Annotated in this window: 14 protein-coding genes; 7 read left to right on the top strand and 7 right to left on the bottom strand. The window is 66.9% G+C overall.

Annotated elements, in window-relative coordinates:
- Positions 1 to 13: 13 nt before the first annotated feature.
- The 3 genes from OXS27_RS05155 to OXS27_RS05145 all read left to right on the top strand — a co-directional run bounded on the left by OXS27_RS05155 (position 14) and on the right by OXS27_RS05145 (position 3,921).
- Positions 14 to 619, top strand: a complete 606-nt coding sequence (locus OXS27_RS05155) for a K(+)-transporting ATPase subunit C (RefSeq protein ID WP_267354704.1) — start codon at positions 14 to 16, stop codon at positions 617 to 619.
- Positions 620 to 638: 19 nt separating this feature from the next.
- Entirely contained in the window at positions 639 to 3,356 is a 2,718-nt protein-coding gene (locus OXS27_RS05150) for a sensor histidine kinase KdpD (protein WP_267354702.1), read from the top strand.
- A gap of 103 nt (positions 3,357 to 3,459) precedes the next feature.
- Entirely contained in the window at positions 3,460 to 3,921 is a 462-nt protein-coding gene (locus OXS27_RS05145; RefSeq protein WP_267354701.1) for a PTS sugar transporter subunit IIA, read from the top strand.
- Positions 3,922 to 3,939: 18 nt separating this feature from the next.
- Here the strand turns inward: OXS27_RS05145 and OXS27_RS05140 are convergent, their stop codons facing one another.
- Genes OXS27_RS05140 through OXS27_RS05130 form a run of 3 tightly spaced genes read right to left on the bottom strand, consistent with a single transcriptional unit; the run spans position 3,940 to position 8,839 of the window.
- Entirely contained in the window at positions 3,940 to 5,277 is a 1,338-nt protein-coding gene (locus OXS27_RS05140) for an NCS2 family permease (protein WP_267354699.1), read from the bottom strand.
- Positions 5,274 to 8,018, bottom strand: a complete 2,745-nt coding sequence (locus tag OXS27_RS05135; protein WP_267354697.1) for a molybdopterin cofactor-binding domain-containing protein — start codon at positions 8,016 to 8,018, stop codon at positions 5,274 to 5,276. Before OXS27_RS05135 ends, OXS27_RS05140 begins: the two co-directional genes overlap by 4 nt.
- Positions 8,009 to 8,839 (bottom strand): FAD binding domain-containing protein, encoded by an 831-nt coding sequence (locus tag OXS27_RS05130; RefSeq protein WP_267354695.1) that lies wholly within the window; start codon positions 8,837 to 8,839, stop codon positions 8,009 to 8,011. The genes OXS27_RS05135 and OXS27_RS05130 overlap by 10 nt, the downstream gene beginning before the upstream one ends.
- A 150-nt stretch (positions 8,840 to 8,989) precedes the next feature.
- On the opposite strand from OXS27_RS05130, the gene pucL reads away from it, so the two are divergent.
- Complete coding sequence (gene pucL, locus OXS27_RS05125; protein WP_267354693.1) at positions 8,990 to 9,832, top strand: factor-independent urate hydroxylase; 843 nt, start codon at positions 8,990 to 8,992, stop codon at positions 9,830 to 9,832.
- 150 nt (positions 9,833 to 9,982) lie between these two features.
- Here pucL and OXS27_RS05120 read toward each other — a convergent pair whose 3' ends face one another.
- Positions 9,983 to 10,702, bottom strand: a complete 720-nt coding sequence (locus OXS27_RS05120; protein ID WP_267354691.1) for an HWE histidine kinase domain-containing protein — start codon at positions 10,700 to 10,702, stop codon at positions 9,983 to 9,985.
- Positions 10,703 to 11,135: 433 nt separating this feature from the next.
- On the opposite strand from OXS27_RS05120, the gene OXS27_RS05115 reads away from it, so the two are divergent.
- From OXS27_RS05115 to OXS27_RS05105, 3 genes are all read left to right on the top strand, one after another.
- Positions 11,136 to 12,311, top strand: coding sequence for a glycosyltransferase (locus OXS27_RS05115; RefSeq protein ID WP_267354689.1), 1,176 nt, complete (start codon positions 11,136 to 11,138; stop codon positions 12,309 to 12,311).
- 721 nt (positions 12,312 to 13,032) lie between these two features.
- The gene (locus tag OXS27_RS05110; RefSeq protein ID WP_267354687.1) at positions 13,033 to 14,742 is read left to right on the top strand and encodes a methyl-accepting chemotaxis protein; all 1,710 of its coding nucleotides are present in this window, start codon (positions 13,033 to 13,035) and stop codon (positions 14,740 to 14,742) included.
- A gap of 35 nt (positions 14,743 to 14,777) precedes the next feature.
- Positions 14,778 to 15,764, top strand: a complete 987-nt coding sequence (locus OXS27_RS05105; protein WP_267354685.1) for a substrate-binding domain-containing protein — start codon at positions 14,778 to 14,780, stop codon at positions 15,762 to 15,764.
- A 129-nt stretch (positions 15,765 to 15,893) separates the two neighbouring features.
- Here the strand turns inward: OXS27_RS05105 and gmd are convergent, their stop codons facing one another.
- The 3 genes from gmd to mdcG form a co-directional block, all read right to left on the bottom strand.
- A complete protein-coding gene (gmd, locus tag OXS27_RS05100; protein WP_267354683.1) occupies positions 15,894 to 16,877 on the bottom strand; it encodes a GDP-mannose 4,6-dehydratase in 984 nt (327 codons plus the stop codon).
- Between the two features lie 224 nt (positions 16,878 to 17,101).
- Positions 17,102 to 18,028: an acyltransferase domain-containing protein gene (locus tag OXS27_RS05095; RefSeq protein ID WP_267354681.1), complete on the bottom strand. Its 927-nt coding sequence runs from the start codon at positions 18,026 to 18,028 to the stop codon at positions 17,102 to 17,104.
- Positions 18,025 to 18,684: a malonate decarboxylase holo-[acyl-carrier-protein] synthase gene (mdcG, locus tag OXS27_RS05090; protein WP_267354679.1), complete on the bottom strand. Its 660-nt coding sequence runs from the start codon at positions 18,682 to 18,684 to the stop codon at positions 18,025 to 18,027. Before mdcG ends, OXS27_RS05095 begins: the two co-directional genes overlap by 4 nt.
- Positions 18,685 to 18,692: the final 8 nt, after the last annotated feature.

The following is an 18,692-nucleotide window of genomic DNA, read 5'->3' as shown; positions in this document are numbered from 1 at the left end:
CCGGAGACCCACCATGCTCAGACAGCTTCGCCCCGCCCTGGTCCTGCTCACCGCGCTCACGGTGATCACCGGCCTCGCCTATCCCCTCGCCATGACCGGTCTCGCGGGGGCGATCTTCCCCGCCAAGGCCGCCGGCAGCCTGATCGAGCGCAGCGGCACGACCGTCGGGTCCAGCCTGATCGGGCAGAATTTCACCCGCGGCGGCTACTTCCACGGCCGCCCCTCGGCCACCACCGCAACCGATCCCGCCGACGCCTCCAAGACGGTGCCGGCGCCCTACAACGCCGCCAATTCCTCGGGCTCGAATCTTGGGCCCACCAGCGCGGCTCTGGCCGAGCGGGTGAAGGGCGACCTCGAGACGCTGAAGGCCGAGAACGCCGCCGCGCCGGTGCCGGTCGATCTGGTTACGACCAGCGGCTCTGGCCTCGACCCGGACATCTCGCCGGAGGCCGCCTACTTCCAGGTGCCGCGCGTCGCCAAGGACCGCAAGATCGCCGAGGATAAGCTGCGCGATCTGGTGGCATCCCATGTCGAGGGCCGCACGCTCGGCCTGCTCGGCGAGCCGCGCGTGAATGTCCTCGCCCTGAACCTCGCCCTGGACGGTCTCGCCCACCCGTAAGGCGCACTATAGAGGAATCATGCCCGCGCCCGGCCGCGATCCGAACCGCCCCTCCCCCGACGCGCTCCTCGAAGCGGCGCGCCGGGAAGAGCGGACCTGCGGCCGGCTCAAGGTCTTCCTCGGCGCCGCTCCCGGCGTCGGCAAGACCTACGAGATGCTGACCATCGGGCGCGCCCGCCTGAAATCCGGGACCGATGTGGTGATCGGCGTGGTCGAGACCCACGGCCGCGCCGAGACCGAGGCCCTGGTCGACGGCCTCGAGACGATCCCCCGCCGGCCCGTGCCGTATCACGGCGCGGTCCTGAAAGAGATGGATCTCGACGCGCTGCTCGCCCGCCGGCCGGCGCTCGCGCTGGTGGACGAACTCGCCCACACCAACGCGCCGGGCTCGCGCCACCCGAAGCGCTATCAGGACGTCGAGGAACTGCTCGATGCGGGCATCGACGTCCTGACGACGCTCAACATTCAGCATGTCGAGAGCCTCAACGACGTGGTGGCCTCGATCACCCGCATTCGCGTGCGCGAGACCGTGCCGGACGGCGTCCTCGACCGGGCCGACGACATCGAGGTGGTCGATCTCAACCCCGACGACCTGATCCAGCGCCTGAAGGACGGCAAGGTCTACGTTCCGACCAACGCCGAGCGCGCCCTCAAGCACTACTTCTCTCGCGGCAACCTGACGGCCCTGCGGGAACTGGCACTGCGGCGCACCGCCGACCGGGTCGACGACGAATTGCTGGGCCACATGCGGGCCAACGCCATCGCGGGCCCCTGGGCGGCCGGCGAGCGCGTGCTGGTCTGCGTGAATGAGGATCCCAGTTCATCGGGCCTCGTCCGCTACGCCAAGCGCCTCGCCGACCGACTGCACGCCCCCTGGACGGCACTCGTGATCGAAGGCGCCCGGGCGGCCTCCCTCCGAGAGGCGGAACGTGACCGGATCGCCCAGGCTCTCCGGCTGGCCGACCGGCTCGGGGGCGACGCCGTCACCCTGCCGGGCGGCCGGCGCATCGCCGACGACGTGCTCGACTACGCCCGCTCGGCCAACGTCAACCACATCATCGTCGGCAAGGCGAGCCGATCCTGGCTGTTCGAGCTCATCAACGGCTCGGTGGTCCATGACCTCGTGCGCCTGAGCGGCAACATCAGCGTCCACGTCGTTCGGGGCGAGTCCGTCCCGGACGAGCGGCAGCCCCGCCGGGCGATCACGGTCGCGCCCTCGGGCTCCGGCTTCGACATCAGGCCCTACGGCATCGCCATCGCGGCCATCGCGGCCGGTCTTGGGGCGGCCATCCTGGCGCAGCCCTATGCGGGCATCGAGAACGCCGACCTGTTCCTGCTCACCGCCGTCGTGGCGGTGGCGGTGCGCTGGGGTCTCGGTCCGGCGCTGGCCGCAGTCGTGGCGGCCTCACTATCCTACAACTTCTTCTTCCTGCCGCCGGTCTACACCCTGACGATCGCCGATCCGACCAACGTCGCGGCCTTCCTGCTCTTCACCCTGGTGGCGGTGCTGGTCTCGAAACTCGCGGCCCGCGCCCGGCGGGTCGCGGTGGTAAGCCAGGGCCGCGCGCGGGCGACGGAGCGGCTGTTCGGCTTCTCGCGAAAGCTCGCCGCCTGCGGGACGCTGGACGATGTCCTCTGGGCGACCTGCGCCCAGGTGGCGGCGATGCTGAAGGTCCGCGTCGTGCTGCTCCTGCCCGACGGCAAGGCCGTCACCGTCCGGGCCGGCTACCCGCCGGAGGACATGCTGGAGGCAGCCGACGTGGCGGCGGCCCAATGGGCATTCGACAACGACAGGCCGGCCGGCCGGGGTGCCGACACGCTGCCGGGCGCCAAGCGCCTGTTCCTGCCGATGCGCACGGGACGCGGCACGATCGGTGTGATCGGTCTGGACGCGGACGGGACCGGGCCGATCCTGACGCCGGAGGCCCGCCGCCTCCTCGACGCCCTGGTCGATATGGGGGCGCTCGCCATCGAGCGGGTCCGCCTCGTGGAGGATCTCGACCGGGCCGAGCGCGCCGCCGAGACGGACCGTCTGCGACAGGCGCTGCTTACCTCGATCAGTCACGATCTGCGCACGCCGCTGGCCTCGGTGCTGGGGGCGGCCAGCACGCTGCGCGACCTTGACGCCGCCCTGGCGCCGGACGCGAAGTCGGAGCTGCTCGGCACCATCATTGAGGAAGCGGAACGATTGAACCGCTTCATCGCCAACCTGCTCGACATGACCCGTCTGGAGGCCGGCGCGGTGGCGCCGAATTTTTCGGCGCAGGATGTCGGGGAGACCGTCGATACCGCGCTGCGGCGGACCCAGAAGGTCCTCGCGGAGCACCACGTCGTGGTCGACGTCGCCCCCGATCTGCCGACCCTGGCGCTCGATCCGGTCCTGTTCGAACAGGTTCTCGTCAACCTCCTCGACAACGCCGCCAAATACGCGCCGGAGGGCTCGACCGTGACGGTCCGGGCGGTGCGCGAAGGGACGACGGTGCATCTCACCGTCCTGGACGAGGGGGATGGCCTGCCAGAGGCCGATACCGAGCGGGTGTTCGACAAGTTCTACCGGGCTCGCAAGGGCGACCGGGTCCGGGCCGGAACCGGGCTGGGCCTGGCCATCGCCCGCGGCTTCGTCGAGGCGATGGGCGGCACGGTCACGGCTCTGAATCGCCGCGACCGGAACGGGGCCTGCTTCAGCATCATCCTGCCGATACCGACGCGGGTCGCCTCCAAAGGCATCGCGGCGTAAGCCTGCCGACGGACCTGCGGCTTGGCCGAGAGGGGCCGACCTTGCGGCTACGGGCTGACGAACAGGATTTCACGATGTCCCTCACCATACGAACTGCGCGGCCATGACCGTCGACGAGATCCTGGCACCCGCCGACGCACTGATTGGTCTGCGCAGCGCCGGCAAGATCCCACTCCTCGACGATCTGGCCCGACGGGCAGCCGGCACGCTCGGGATCGATGTGACGGCAATCCTCCCAGCCCTGCTTCGGCGCGAGGATCTCGGGTCCACGGGGATCGGGGATGGCATCGCGCTGCCCCATTCCCGGCTGGACGCCGTCCAGCGCCCCTACGGGATGCTCGCCCAGCTGCGCGAGCCGATCGACTTCGACGCCGTGGATGACCGGCCGGTCGATCTCGTCTTCCTGCTGCTTCTTCCCTCGGGTGCGGAAGGCGAGAACCTGAACGCCCTCGCCTGCGTGGCGCGCCGCTTGCGGGACCCCGAGACCGCCGCTGCGCTGCGTCGCGCCCGGGATGCACGGAGCCTGCATGCCGCAGCGAGCGGCCGGAGCCTTACGGAGGCGTGATGCGACGCCCTGGGCTGATCAGTGCGCCCCGCCCACCGCAACGAACTTGAACAGGAAGATCGCGGCGATCACCCAGACCACCGGCTTCACCTCGCGCGCCCGGCCGGCGAACAGCTTGAGCACCGCGTAGGTGATGAAGCCGCAGGAAACCCCAGTGGCGATCGAATAGGTGAACGGCATGAGCAGCGCCGTCACGCAGGCCGGGATCACCTCGGTACGATCGTCCCAGTCGAGGTCGGCGAGTTCGCGCAGCATCAGGCAGGCGACATAGAACAGCGCCGGCGCGGTCGCGTAGAGCGGCACCGCGGCCGCCAGCGGAGCAAAGAACAGGCAGGCCAGGAACAGGACCGCCACCGTCACGGCCGTCAAGCCTGTGCGGCCGCCCTCCTCCACTCCGGAGGCGCTTTCGAGATAGGCGGTTGTGCTCGACGTGCCGAGCAGCGAGCCCGCGAAGACCGATACGGAATCGGCCATCAGCGCGCGGTCGAGGCGGCGCATCCGGCCCTCGGTCAGCAGTCCGGCCCTGTTGGCGACCCCCATCAGCGTGCCGGTGGCGTCGAACAGTTCGACCAGAAACAGGACCAGGATCACGTTGAGCAGGCCACCCGACAGGGCGCCCGGAACATCGAGGGCGAACAGCGTCGGGGTGATCGACGGTGGCAGGGAGACGATACCCTGGAAGCCGTTCCCGGCAACGGCGAAGCTTAGGGCCGTGACCGTGAGGATGCTGGAGAGCAGAGCCGCCCGCACCTTCCGAGCCGAGAGGACGGCGACCATCAGGAACCCGATCACGGCCAGGACCGTCCCGGGTCGATGCAAATCGCCGAGGGTGACGAAGGTGGCTGGGCTTGCCGCGACGATGCCGGCATTCTTCAAGGCGATGATCGCCAGGAACAGGCCGATCCCCGCCGTGATGGCGATCCGCATCGAGCGCGGGATCCCGTCGACAATGATCGCGCGCAGCCCGGTCAGCGTGACGATCAGGAAGCACAAGCCGGATATGAACCCGGCCCCGAGGGCGGCTGGCCAGGCGAAGCCGAGGCCCTGCACCACCACGTAGGTGAAATAGGCGTTGAGCCCCATCCCGGGCGCGAGGGCGATCGGATAATTGGCGTAGAGCCCCATGATCAGCGAACCGAGCGCTGCCACGAGGCAGGTCGCCACGAACACGGCGCCGCGGGGCATGCCGGCATCCGCCAGGATGCTGGGGTTGACGAACACGATGTAGGCCATCGTCAGGAACGTGGTCAGGCCCGCCAGCAACTCGGTGCGGACACTGGTGCCGTGCTCGGCGAGCTGAAATGTTCGCTCCAGAAAACCGCCCGACGACGCGGGAGAGATGGCATCCCGCTTCATGCCGAGGCGCCATCCGCAGTCAGGCTGGCCGCGACGGCCCGGTAGATCCGGTCGGGCGCGAACGGTGTCGCCGTAAGTCGCGCTCCGGTGGCGTCTCGGATCGCGTTGCCGAGCGCCGCCGCGACAGGGTTGAAAGGCGATTCGCTCATGGATTTCGCGCCAAGCGGGCCGACGCTGTCGTGAGTCTCGGCGAACAGGACTTGCGTATCCGGGACATCGGCGCAGGCGGGGATGTGGTAGTCGCGAAACGCCTGCGTGATCACCCGCCCCCCGCCGTCGATGCGGACATCCTCGTAGAGTGCCGCGCCGATCGCTTGCGCGACGCCGCCTTCCACTTGGCCGCGGCACTGCATCGGATTGATGACGCGCCCTGCATCGGCGGCGTGAATGCTGCGCAGGATGCGCACCTCCCCGGTCTCCGGCCGGACCGCCACCCGGAAGGCCTGGACGTTGAACGACACCGAGCGCGGGCTGCCGTCGGCGTGCCCGTCCGCCTCCAGCGGTCCGAGTGCGGCAAGAGCGAGCGGACCGCCCGGTGTCGCGACCGTATCGCCGGCGAGCCGACAAGCCTCGACGGCCGCGCCGGATATCTCGGCCGCCCGGGCGCGGATCCGCTCCGCCAGGGCCTCGGCGGCGCGCAGGACCGCCAGACCGCCAACGACGGTGCCGGTGCTGCCATAAGCACCGGTGTCGTGGCCAACCGTATCCGTGTCGGCTCCGAGGACCCGGACGCAGCCGGGATCGGCGCACAACGCGGAGGCTGCGATCTGACGGTGCACCGTGCTGGTGCCGTTGCCGAACTCTGCGGTGCCGACCCGGACGGTGTAGGTACCGTCCGCCTCCAGGCTCACCCGTGCGTCGGCGAAGTGGCCTCGGGGCGGGATCGTGTCGATCATCGCCATCGCCATGCCGGTGCCGTTGCGCCAGCCCGGTTCCGGCTCCGGTCCTGGATCGGCTTGCATGGCCGCTTCCACCAGATCCAGGCACTGGTCGAGCCCGTAGCTGCCGAACACCACGTCGTGCGGCTCCAGGCTGTTCGACACCATCGGGTCGCCCGGCCTGATGGCGTTCCGGCGACGCAGCTCGAACGGATCGATGCCGAGGCGCCGGGCGATCTCGTCCAAAGCGGATTCGAGGGCGAAGATCGTCTGGCTCAGGCCGTAACCCCGGAAGGCGCCGGACGGGACCGTGTGGGTGTAGACGGCGCGCCCGGCGACCCGCTTGTTCGGGCAGGCGTAGGCCGCCAGCACCTCGTTGCAGCCGTGGTGGATCACCCCGCCTGCATGGTTGCCGTAAGCGCCGGTATCGGAGAGGACGTCGAGGTCGATGGCCGTGAGCGTCCCGTCCCGCCGGGCGCCGACCGTTACTGTGACCCGCATCGGGTGACGGGTCGTGGTCGCAATGAACTGCTCCTGCCGGGTCAGCTCCCAGCGTACCGGGCGGCCGGTCCGCAGCACCGCGAGGGCGACGAGATCCTCGGTCAGCATCTCCTGCTTGCCGCCGAAGCCGCCGCCGACCCGCCCGCAGACGACGCGCACCGCATCCCGTTCGAGGCCGAACAGGTCGCACAGGGCATCCCGGGTCAGGAACGGCACCTGGCTGCTGGTGCGCAGCGTCAGGCGGCCGTCTGGGTCGTGCCAGCCGACGCAGCCATGGGTCTCCAGCGCCGCGTGCTGGAGCCGCTGGGACAGGAAGGTGTCCGCGTAGATGATATCGGCTTCAGCGAGTCCCGCCGCGACGTCGCCGACCTCGCCGTGGACTTCTGCGGCCAGGTTCGGGTGGGGCCCAAGGGGCGGCGCATCGTTGCCGGGTTCTTCGCCGGGATTGTGGACCCGCGGTGCATCGGATGTGAGCGCCAAGGCTGGATCGAGCAGAGCGGACCGGATCGCGTAGGTGACGCGCAGGGCCCGGCATCCGGCCTCGGCAGCCGCCTCATTCTCCGCGATCACGGCGGCGACGCGTTGGCCGACGAACCGCAGGATCGGATCGAGCACGCGAGTATCGGCGGCGTCGTCCCTGGGGTCCTGGTGGCGGCCGGTTGAGAAGCGGCCGGGCGGTGCGTCCGCATGGGTGAGGATTGCAACGACGCCGGGGATCGCGTGCGCGGCCGCCGCGTCGATCGTCACGACCCGGGCATGGGCATGCGGCGAGCGCAGCACCTTGAGGTGGAGAGCGTCACCGGGCGGCATGTCGAGGGTGAAGCGCTCCCGCCCGCAGACCACCGGCAGCGCGGCCGGGGCCGGGAGGCTCTGCCCGACCGGATCGTCGCCGTTGTATCCTTGAGCCGCATGGCCAATCCCCGCGATGGCGTCGCGGATCGCGCGATAGCCGGTGCAGCGGCACAGATTGCCCTTGAGCGCGGTGTCGAGATCCCACCGCTGGCCCTGGTCGAGGGCGGAAGCGGTCATGATCATGCCGGCGGTGCAGAAGCCGCATTGAAAGCCCTGCGCGAACAGGAAGGCCGCCTGCATCGGGTGGATCGTGTCGGGTAAGCCGTCATCCGCGCGGCAGGAGCCGGCGAGCCCCTCGATGGTGGTCACGGCCCGGCCCTCGGCGCGGAAGGCCGGGATCAGGCAGCTATGGACCGGTTCGCCGTCCAGGTGGACCGTGCAGGCGCCGCAATCGCCCGCGTCGCAGCCATTCTTGACGCCGAACCATCCGGCCTCGCGCAGGTAGGTGCGCAGGCACTGGCCCGGCCGCGGCGCGCCTTCGTACCGGCTCCCGTTGATCGTCAGATGCATCGGCCGCCCTCCTGCAACGCGTCGCGGATTTCCCGGGCGAGGAGACCGGTGACGTGGCGCCGCCAGTCGGGCCGGCCGTGGACGTCGTCGTAGTAGAGCGTGTCGGGGATCGCGGCGGCGAGGGCCCGGGCCAGAGTCACATCGTCGGGCGAAGCGTCGAAGGCGAGGCGGACCGGCCGGCGGATTGCAGCCGTCACGGTGAGCGTCAGGGCGCCGTCCGCGTGTCGTGTGCCGATCAACAGGGCACCCGATCGACCGGCCGGACTGAGGCTGATGCGCCGGAACGCCGTCCGCCGAACCAGCGCCTCCGCCGGGACGTGCAGGCTGCGCAGGATCTCACCGGCTCGCAGGGCGTTCCGCTGGGGACCGAGCACAAAATCCGCTGCGGGCAGGTCTCGCTCGGCGCCATCGGTCGACCAGATCGCGCAGCGCGCCTCCAGCGCCACGGCCAGCGCGATCATCGGCCCGGCCGGAAGAGCGAGACAGAGATTGCCGCCCACGGTCGCGGTGTTCAAGATCTTGAACGAGCCGAGGAGCGCGCGGCAGCACTGGCCGATCAGCGGCGCTGCGCTCCAGTGAGATGGAAGTGCGAGCCGGTCGAGCTGCGCGAAGGTGCAGGTCGCCGCGAGGATCAGGCCGTCCGGTCCGATCGCGTGCGCGGGCCAGCCGAGACCCGCGAGGTCGACAAGGCGCCGCGTTTCCGGCTGCGGTTCGGAGAACAGCCACGTTCCACCCGCCAGACAGGCATCCCCCGCCTGCCACGGCGGCAGTTCGGATCGGCTGCGCGGCCTGAGGACGGTCTCGATGGTGTTGAGATCCATGCAGCACGCCGTCCGGGCAGGAAGAGCATCGGGCCACGCACTATGCGTGCCGGTTCGCCGGCCCGGTCAAGTCACGGCCTAGACCCTGCTTGGATCGCACCGTGTCGCGCCTTAATACTCGACAGCCACCCCGATCGTCTGGAGTCCACGATGCCGCTGATGGCCGCGCGCTACGGAAAGGAACGCGTCCGGGTGATGCGCCTCGCCCGCGACGGCGCGCACCACGTCCCGCGCGAACTGACGCTCTCGGTGATGCTGACCGGGGCCTTCGACGCCGCCTGGACCGACGGGGACAACAGGGCGAGCATCGCCACCGACAGTGTGAAGAACATCGTCAACGTGACGGCGGCCCAGAACCCCACGCTCGACGCGGAGGCGTTCGTTGCCGCATTGGCGCGGGTGTTGATCGAAAGCTATCCACAAGTCGCCTCGGTATCGATCGAGGCCGAGGAGACCCGGTGGCTGCGCCACGCCGTCGATGGCGCGCCGCATGATCACACCTTCACCCGCGACGGCAACGGCTTCGGCTACGTGGGGCTGGTCACCGATCGCACCGGATCGACGCTCCGCTCGGGCCTGCGCGATTTCACCTTCATGAAGACCACGCAATCCGGCTGGACTGGCTTCGTGAACGACCGGTATCGCACCCTGCCCGATACGACCGACCGGATCGCCGCGACGAGCATGGATGCGACGTGGTCTTGGTCGGTGAAACCGGACGATTTCGGGATCGCGAATGCCCGAATCCTCGCCATCCTGCTCCGGGTCTTCGGAACCACGTATAGCCGCGGTGTTCAGGACAGCATGTACCGGATGGGTGAGGCTGCGCTCGCCGAGGTGCCGGAATTGGCCGAGATCGCGTTCGTGATGCCGAACAAGCATTATCTGCCGGTCGATCTCAGGCCGTTCGGGCTGGACAACGCCGGCGCCGTCTTCCAGCCGACCGATGAGCCTTATGGCCGCATCGAGGCGACGATCGGTCGACGAAGCTGATCAGCCGAAGAGCTTGGCAGTTCCGCGATTAATGTTCGGTGCTTTCTGGTGGTTCGGGAAGCATCGCGAGCGATGGGCTGAGACCGCGATTCCCTGCATTTGTCCGGTGTTGCGCTACCCGGACTAGGCCAGTGTCGGCCGCAGGTCGCGTCAGTTCGGCTCGCTGGCGTCGTCGGATCCGGGCTCGTCGACGACGCGGCCAATCCGCGGCACGAGGGGCAGACGCATTGTGCAGCGCAAGCCGTCCGGTTCGAAGGCGAGATCGATACGGGCATTCAATTCGTAGCGCAGCATGTCGTTCAGGACCTGCATGCCGAAGCCCCGCCGCGTCGGCGGGGCGACATCCGTGCCGCCGGTCTCCTTCCAAGTCAGCACCAGATCGCCTGGCCGCATCGTATCGCCGGTGTCTATCGACCAGACAACGTTCACCTTGCCTTCGGACAGTCCGAATACGCCGTGCTCGACGGCGTTGCTGCAGAGCTCATGTACAGCCAGGGCCATCACCTGCCCGGCCTTCGGACGGAGGCGGACAGCCGGGCCCGCCAGGTCCGCCTGATCGCCCTCGCGAATGAGATGGACCATCAACTCGTCCGAGATCAGCGAATGCAGGCTGATCCCGCCGGACATGTCGAGACTTATGCGCGCGCGGGCGATCGCATCGAGCCGGCCTTCGAGATGGGTGGCATAGCCTTCGACGCTCTCCGCGGTATCTGCGGAGAGACGCAGCACCGCACGAAGCATCGCCAGGGTATCGCGCAGACCGTGACGCAACCCGTCGGACGCACCGCTCGCATCGAGGAGACGTCTCAATCGCGCGTTGTCCGCCTCGAGGGCATCAACTCGCGCGTCGCGCACGTGATCCTGTGCCATGCAGGTCCTCTCCGGGCGAAAAGCCACGATGATGCGACTGGCGCCGAACCCGCGCGTGATACCGGGGCGACCATCACGTGTTCAAAAAGTGCGGTCAACCACGTGCGCTCGACCAATCGATTGCGCGCGATGAGTGGGCGGTGCGACCTTTTAGAACTCGCGTGCTCGCGTTCTCCCGTCCGCCTTATCGACGCGATCCCGCAGTGTGTGCCTCGATTTTACATTGGAAGATAGAATCGAAATTCAAGTTTCACAAAATATGTGCGTGATTATCGCGATCTGGATCCGTTCTGAACAATAATTTCTCAAACTTATAATCATCTAGAAATTCGGATGAAGAAAAATTAATCTTTGCCAAATTCGTGACTTCAAGCTAAGAGATCTCTGAAAGGCTGCAGTGCATCTCTATCTTGCAGAATAGAGTTCGAAGATCATGAAATCGCGGAAGCAGACGATCTGTCTTTCTATGATAGTCAAGAATGAGGCGCACGTCATTCGTCGATGCCTCGATTCGGTTAGACCGATCATCGATCACTGGATCATTGTCGACACCGGTTCGACCGATGGCACACAGGATGTAATCCGGACCGCGATGGCGGACATACCGGGGTCCGTGGTGGAGCGGCCATGGGTCGATTTTGCACATAATCGAAGTGAGGCGCTCCGCTTGGCCCGCCCGCATGCGAATTACTCCCTGATCATTGACGCGGACGACGAACTGGTCATTCCGGCGGGATTCATTCTGCCTACACTCGATGCGCCGGCTTACAATTTCACAATTCTCGACAGTTTTACGCGCTACCTTCGCCTCCAACTGGTCAATAACGCGTATCCGTGGCACTATCGAGGCGTCGTGCACGAATTTCTCGATTGCCCGAAATCGACTTGGCATGGGTCCCTGCCGCTTGCGATGAGGCGAGGAGAGGACGGCGCGCGGCATCGCAATAGCGGAGAAACTTATAAGCGCGACGTGATACTCTTGGAAAAGGCGCTAAAGTCCGAAAAAGATCCGTTCCTCGTCGCGCGCTACACGTTTTATCTGGCTCAGAGCTACCGTGATATACATGATTACAACAATTCTCTGAAATTTTACCTGAAACGTGCAGAATTGGGCTTCTGGGACGATGAGGTGTACATAAGCCTTCTTAGTGCCGCCTACATCATGGAATTTCTTGAGGAACCCATCGACGCGGTTATTGCCATGTACGATCGTGCGATCGCCACGCGGCCGAGCCGGGCGGAAGCGCGGCTTGGGGCCAGCCGCTTTTGCCGGAATAACCGAAAATATGTAGATGCATTCCACTACGCTCAAGCTGGAATGCCGCCGCGTATGAACGCATCGGATCTCTTTGTTCAGCCCTGGATATATCAATATGGTCTGAAGGAGGAATATGCAGTGAATGCGTTCAACACCGGACAGACACGCGCCTGCTTATCAACCTGCTTGGATATGCTGACGAACGCCGATCTACCCGCCGATGTGCGGGCTCGTATCGCGCGTTTGGCCGCTGAAGTCTTGGGCAAGATGGTCGATCCGATCTGGGGTTTTGCCAAATCCTCCTATAAGACGCGCTTCATGCCAAATTGGCAATTTCGAACACTGCTTTGATTTTGCTTTAATTGGATTCGGGCGTCAAAGCGACTGAAACCGCAGGGGCGCGCTGGGGCACCACCGGCGCTGAATCCCCTCTCGACCCTTGCCCAAAAGAGGCTACCGGTCCTCCAGCCCGCGTCTACCTGTAGCCACCCGTGATGTGGTGAAGGTGCATTTGTGGTGGATCAAAGCACGCGCTAGCCAAGTCGACTGAAACGGATATGGCCGCCTCGCACCGCGATCGCCGGCACCCGCCAGCCCAGCCCAGCCCAGCCGAACGGCCCCCGGGTATCCACCGCGATCCGCCGACGTTGTCTAAGCGGAGACACGCTTTACCGGGAGTTTGGCTATGGGGCTGCTCGCGTTCATCGTCTTCGTCTGTCCCAGGAGGGGCATCGCCGGCCTGTTGTGGCTGCGGCAACAGCAAGCCCGGCCGCTCTGACCAGCAATCGACGGATTGGCGGGGCTTCAAATGCAACATGTCCGCTCCGCTCCTTCAAAATCTTAGACAGATCGCTCGAATGAGCTGCTTCACTCTAGTCTTTAAAATTATTAAATCAAATGAACGGTAATAGTAGTTTTAGTAAAAACATAATAATATCCCAACAATGTTGCGATCATTAACTGTCGATTGTTGTAACATTCATTTCTTGATGGTGCGACGTGATCCAAGAAATTTGCTTCCGGGTCGGCACCGCGACAAGCCCTGCCAGGACAAGACTTGGATTGGATTTGGATGGCGTCCCCGGAGCGCACTCGCGCGCGACAATCTTCTCTCAATCTGCGGTCGATCATCATCGGCTCTGCTATCGCATTGTTCGTGATCTCCATCGGGATCGGAACGTTCTCCGTGTTCCGCATCGGTCTGGTCAACGAGACCAGTCGGTCGGTTGCCGGAGAAATCCGGGCGGTAACGATCCTCGGCACCATGAAGCAGCTCAGCCAGGAGCTGCGGGCGCTGGACGTCCTAGCCCATCATGCGCCATCCGATGCGGCGCGGCTGGATTACCGAGCGCGGATCGCGAAGGCGCAGGAAGCGTTCTCCGGCGCCTGGAGCGCCTACGCGCCCACCGTCGCGGGGACTGATGAGCAACGCCTCGCCCATACACTGCGCGAGGCTTGGCAACACTTCCTGGCGGTCGAGGCGGAGGCGGAGGCGCTCGACCGTGCCGGCGAGCGCGAGTTGGCCGATGCGGTGTTCGATACCGCCTTGCAGAACGAGGCCGCCGGTTTCACGCAGGCAGTGGACACTGTGCTCGGCTACCGCCAGGCCCGAGCCTTCGACCGGACTGCAATGGCGGATTCAGTCGGCGACGCCTCACGGATTGCGGTGATGGTTGCCGTCGCCATGGCGGCTTTCCTGACGCTCGGAATCGTCTGGATCATCCTGCGCCGGGTCGCAGCGCCGATCGCCCGAATAACCCGCGTCATGGAGCAGCTCGCCGAGAACGACCTCGCCGTTGCCGTGCCATCCGACGCCCGCAGCGACGAACTCGGCGCCATGGCGGGCGCGTTGCGGGTTTTCAAGGACAACATGCTGCGCACCCAGGCCATCGAGGCGGAAGCGGCGCAGCTTCGGGCGCAGGCGGAGGAGCAGCGCCGGACGGTGATGCACACGATGGCGGAGCGCTTCGACGCCTCCGTCGGTGGGATCGTCGGCACGGTGACGGCGGCTGCTGTCGAGCTCCGCGGGTCGGCGGACCAGATGAGCCGGATGGCCGGGGAAACGGCGACCCAATCGACCAGCGTGGCGGGTGCGTCGGAACAGGCGCAATCCAATGTCCGGATGATCGCCGCAGCCGCCGACCAGCTTGGCACGTCGGTCCAAGAGATCGGACGTCAGGCCGAGAAGACCGCCGCGATGGCCAATGGCGCCGCCACCGATGCGGCGCAGACCACGGAGCTGGTCCAGGCGCTTAACGGCGCCGCCGACCAGATTGGCGACGTCGTCCGGATGATCGCCAAGATCGCCGCCCAGACCAACCTCTTGGCGCTCAACGCCGCCATCGAGGCGGCGCGGGCCGGTGAGGCCGGCCGGGGATTCGCAGTGGTGGCTGCCGAGGTGAAAGCCCTCGCCGGACAGACCAAGCAGGCGACCGACGACATCACGCGGCATGTGAGCGTCATCCAGGGTTCCACCGCCACAGCCGTCGCGGCGATCACCGGCATCACCACCCGGATCGAGGACATGAGCCGGGCAGCCGCCTCCATCGCGGTGGCTGTGGAAGAGCAGGGCGCCGCCACGCAGGAAATCGTCCACAACATCGCCCAGGCCGCGCAGGGCACCGGCGAGGTCAGCACGCACATCGCCGACGTGGCCGGCACCGCCGAGAAGGCGGGAGATACGGCCGAGACGGTGCTCACTGCCGCGAGTGCCCTGTCGCGCGACGCCGAGCGCCTCGGTGCCGAGGTCACCCGCTTCCTTCAGTCGATCCGCGCCGCCTGAGGCCGCGTCGGACCCAACACGCCGGACCCGACATCATGAACCGATCAGGCACGGCCCGGACCATCTCGGGGATCCGCGTCGCTCTCGCCGACGCGTGCGGCCGCGCCCGGTCGTGGCACGTCGCGCTCCTCGTCGCCCTCGCATTCGGGCCCATGGCGGCCGCCGCGACGACCCTCGGCGTGACGATGATCCCCCCGGTCGCGTTCACGCAGCTCCTGCACGATCGGATCGCGGAACACGCCAAGTCCAGCAGCGTAGCCGTTCAGTTCGCCTTTTCGCCCGAGGGCGCGGGCGAACAGCAGATCGCACAGGTCCGCTCCTTCATCGCCGCGAAGGTCGATGCGCTTCTGGTCATGCCGGTCGATGCGACAGCGAACGCCACCATCACGCGTCTCGCGCAGGAAGCCGATATTCCGCTGGTGTACTTCAACAACGGACCGCGGGAGGACTGGTTTTCCGGGCGGGTCGCCTTCGTCATGCCCAACGATCTCGTCGCCGGTCGGCTGCAGATGCGCAAGCTCGCCCAGATGCTGGACGGGTCCGGATCGGTCGCGATCCTGGCGGGGCATCCGACCCATTCCGGATCGGTGCTGCGCACGCAGGGCGTCAAGGAGGTGATGCGCGAATTCCCGAGCCTCCGTCTCGTCGCCGAGGCTACAGCGGACTGGGACCGCGCCAAAGCCCGCGCCATCGTCGCCGGATGGCTGGCGCAGGGCCTGTCCATCAACGCGATCGCGGCCAATAATGACGAGATGGCGCTGGGAGCCGCCGAAGCTGTCGAGGCGACGGGCATTCCTGCCGGGCGCATCCTGATCGGTGGCGTCGACGCCATCCCGGCCGCCATCGCGGCGATGCAGAAGAAGCAGTTGGCCGTGACCATCCATCAGGATGCCGCGATCCAGGGCGGCAAGGCGGTGGACGATGCCCTGGCGTTGATTCGGCATGAGCCCGTGCAGCAATACGATTGGGCGCCGTTCGAACTGGTCACAGAGCGGATGTCCACCGCCCACTTCGCCCAATAAGCAGGGGCAGCGCTCATCGTTTCGAAGTGAGCGCCTCCGCCTCGCGCTCCGCGAGGTCGCCGATCTGCCGCAGGATCGTGCTGCCGACCGAGGCCGTCATGGCAGCCCCGGATCCGCCATGACGGTCGCTCACGCGTTGTCGCTGAGGCGCTTGATGTCGGCGTCGACCATCTCGGTGATCAGCGCCTCCAGGCTGGTCTGCGCCTCCCAGCCGAACGTCGCCTTCGCCTTGGTCGGATTGCCAAGCAGAACCTCGACCTCAGCCGGCCGGAACAGGGCCGGATCGATGATGAGGTGATCGTCGATGTTCAAGCCGACATGCCTGAACGCGATCGCGCACATGTCCCGCACCGTCGTGGTCCGCCCCGTTGCGATCACGTAGTCGTCCGGCTTATCCTGCTGCAGCATCAGCCACATGGCCTGCACGTAGTCCCGGGCATGACCCCAGTCGCGCTTGGCGTCGATGTTGCCGAGCCGCAGCTCCTTCTGCTTGCCCAGTTTGATTCGCGCGACCGCATCCGTGACCTTGCGGGTCACGAATTCCACGCCCCGCAGCGGGCTCTCGTGGTTGAACAGGATGCCGTTCGAGGCGTGCAGCCCGAAGCTCTCACGATAGTTGATCGTCATCCAGTGTGCGTAGAGCTTGGCGGCACCGTAGGGCGAGCGCGGGTAGAACGGCGTCGTCTCACTCTGGCGCTCCTCCTGGATTAGCCCGAACATCTCGGAGGTCGAGGCCTGATAGTAGCGCGCCTGCGGGGCGACCGAGCGCAGGCATTCGAGCATGTGGACCGCACCGAGCCCCGTCACCTGCCCGGTCAGCAGCGGCTGCTGCCAGGACGAGGTGACGAAGGACTGGGCGGCGAGGTTGTAGATCTCGTCGGGCTTGGCGGTCTGGACGATCCGCAGCAGGGCGGATTGATCGAGCAGGTTGCCGTCGACCAGTTCGACATCGTCGAGGATGCCCAACCATTTCAGACGGTGATCGAACACGCCGGCATGGCTCGAGCGGCGCACGATGCCTGTGACCGCGTAGCCCTTCTCAAGGAGGAGCTGCGCCAGATAGGCCCCGTCCTGGCCCGTCACCCCTGTGATCAGCGCGCGCTTGCCCGTCATAGCCTGTCCAGTCCCAACGATGCCAGGCTGCTACGACTCGTGCGGCCCGGACGTCAAGGCGAGGGTTTGGCCGCGCAACGGCTTGGCCGGACGGAACGTCGTGCAGGATCCCAGCCGCCGCCGGTCGGGGCCAGCGCCGAACATCTGGTGATGCTGGCGGGTAAAGTACACTTCATCGAAGTGGAGATTGGCACGGCGCAAGAGAGCGGGCCACGACAACGGCTTTAATGCCGGTTCAGCCAGTCACGGACGCCCTCGATCGTCCTGAACTCTTCCAGCGCGTGAACCCGTGCGTCCGGCAATGCGGATCGGGCCATGGTGGCGAGGGCATGCCCTGGACCGAGTTCCAGCACGTGGTCGGCCCCGTACTCGCAGCAGGCCTCCAGGCAGGCGGCCCAGTCGATACTGTGCGAAAGCTGGGTCGCCAGCTTGGCCAACCCGTCCTCGCTGCGGAAGACGACTGTGCCGTCGAGCCCGCTCAGAAGACGCGGCGCGTCCGGTGGCGGGCGGCGCGATGTCGTCAGGCGCAGGGCCTCGCGGAACGTTTCCGTCGCGGCCGCCAGCAGGGGCGTGTGCGACGGCGTGTGAACCGGCAGGACCAGAGCCCGCTGCGCTCCGCGCGCGCGCGCCGCGTCACACAGCAGCTCCAGCGCGTTCCGTGCGCCGCCGACCACGCCGCTATCCGCGGCGTTGCGAATCGCAAGATGGCACCCGTGCTCGGCTGCGAGGTGTTCGAGCGCGGGGAGCCCGAGGCCGCGGATGCCCGCGAGTCCGAATCCAGCGCCCGAGGCCGCGTCCATGGCTTCGGCCCGCCGCGCTGCGAGGGCCAGCACGTCCTGTGGTTCGAACCGACCGGCGATCCCCCAAGCTGCGAGATCGCCGATGCTGTAGCCGGCCACGATCGTGCGGACTGTCCCGGCGGCGCCCAGTGCCCGCCAGGCGGCCAGGGCTGCCACGCAGCACAGGATCTGACCGGTCCGGTTCTCGTGCAGGGCGTCGCTGCCGCTGCGCGCGATATCACGGGGGTCGACATTGCCGAGGAGCAGCTTGGCGGCGGCGAAAATGGCCTGTGCGTCCGGATGATCGGCCGTCAGGTCGAACATGCCCGGGTGCTGGCCGCCCTGGCCGGAGAGGAGAAGCGCCAGCGTCATGCGGTCCCCTGCTCACGCAAGCCGGCAACGGATCTGAGCGTCACGCCCGCGACGCCCTTTGCTAGAACCAACCCATCCTCGGGCGCGTCATGCAGCTCACGCCAATGCAGGCCGGTGCCGTCCGGGAGAAGGATTTCTCCGTCGATGCGCATCGGGGCTTTCGCCGCGATCGCTTCGAGCCCGGTCAGCAGGCCGATTGGAACCGGATCCGGACAGGGCCACAGCAGATCGAGATCCGAGATCGCGCTGAGATAGGTGAAGCCGGTGACGGCCTGCCAGAGCAGGCTGCCGAATGGCCGCGGCGCGATGCCGTACTCGCGCCCGAGCGCGAGAAGCGCCGCAATGGTCGGCCGCCAGGCCGTCGGGGCGTAATCGCTGGCCTCTGCGAGGTTTGGAGCGGTCTCCGGCGACAACGCGGCCGCCGACAGGGCGAGGCCGATCCGTCGCTTTCCGTCAGCGGGCGGCATCGGCAAGCCAAGGGGAACAGTCTCTGCCGTTTCCCCTGGCATGCGACGCCGCACGATCAGCGGACGGCCGTCTCGGGCCCACCGGTCGAGGTGCCGAACACCGTCGAGATCGGGCCGGGTGCTGAGCCATGCGCCCCAGGCCGAGACATCGACCTGAACGAGATCGTGGCGTCGATACGTGTCAGCCACAGTGATTC

The organism is Methylobacterium sp. GC_Met_3 (genome assembly GCF_026540775.1).
Taxonomy (GTDB): Bacteria; Pseudomonadota; Alphaproteobacteria; order Rhizobiales; family Beijerinckiaceae; genus Methylobacterium.
Note: the sequence above shows the minus strand (reverse complement) of the source record. Positions and strands in the feature narration are given on the sequence as shown.

Coding starts and splice junctions, on each gene's coding strand:
- OXS27_RS05155 (WP_267354704.1), top strand. CDS start 14: ATGCTCAGACAGCTTCGCCCCGCCCTGGTCCTGCTCACCGCGCTCACG.
- OXS27_RS05150 (WP_267354702.1), top strand. CDS start 639: ATGCCCGCGCCCGGCCGCGATCCGAACCGCCCCTCCCCCGACGCGCTC.
- OXS27_RS05145 (WP_267354701.1), top strand. CDS start 3,460: ATGACCGTCGACGAGATCCTGGCACCCGCCGACGCACTGATTGGTCTG.
- OXS27_RS05140 (WP_267354699.1), bottom strand. CDS start 5,277: ATGAAGCGGGATGCCATCTCTCCCGCGTCGTCGGGCGGTTTTCTGGAG.
- OXS27_RS05135 (WP_267354697.1), bottom strand. CDS start 8,018: ATGCATCTGACGATCAACGGGAGCCGGTACGAAGGCGCGCCGCGGCCG.
- OXS27_RS05130 (WP_267354695.1), bottom strand. CDS start 8,839: ATGGATCTCAACACCATCGAGACCGTCCTCAGGCCGCGCAGCCGATCC.
- pucL (WP_267354693.1), top strand. CDS start 8,990: ATGCCGCTGATGGCCGCGCGCTACGGAAAGGAACGCGTCCGGGTGATG.
- OXS27_RS05120 (WP_267354691.1), bottom strand. CDS start 10,702: ATGGCACAGGATCACGTGCGCGACGCGCGAGTTGATGCCCTCGAGGCG.
- OXS27_RS05115 (WP_267354689.1), top strand. CDS start 11,136: ATGAAATCGCGGAAGCAGACGATCTGTCTTTCTATGATAGTCAAGAAT.
- OXS27_RS05110 (WP_267354687.1), top strand. CDS start 13,033: ATGGCGTCCCCGGAGCGCACTCGCGCGCGACAATCTTCTCTCAATCTG.
- OXS27_RS05105 (WP_267354685.1), top strand. CDS start 14,778: ATGAACCGATCAGGCACGGCCCGGACCATCTCGGGGATCCGCGTCGCT.
- gmd (WP_267354683.1), bottom strand. CDS start 16,877: ATGACGGGCAAGCGCGCGCTGATCACAGGGGTGACGGGCCAGGACGGG.
- OXS27_RS05095 (WP_267354681.1), bottom strand. CDS start 18,028: ATGACGCTGGCGCTTCTCCTCTCCGGCCAGGGCGGCCAGCACCCGGGC.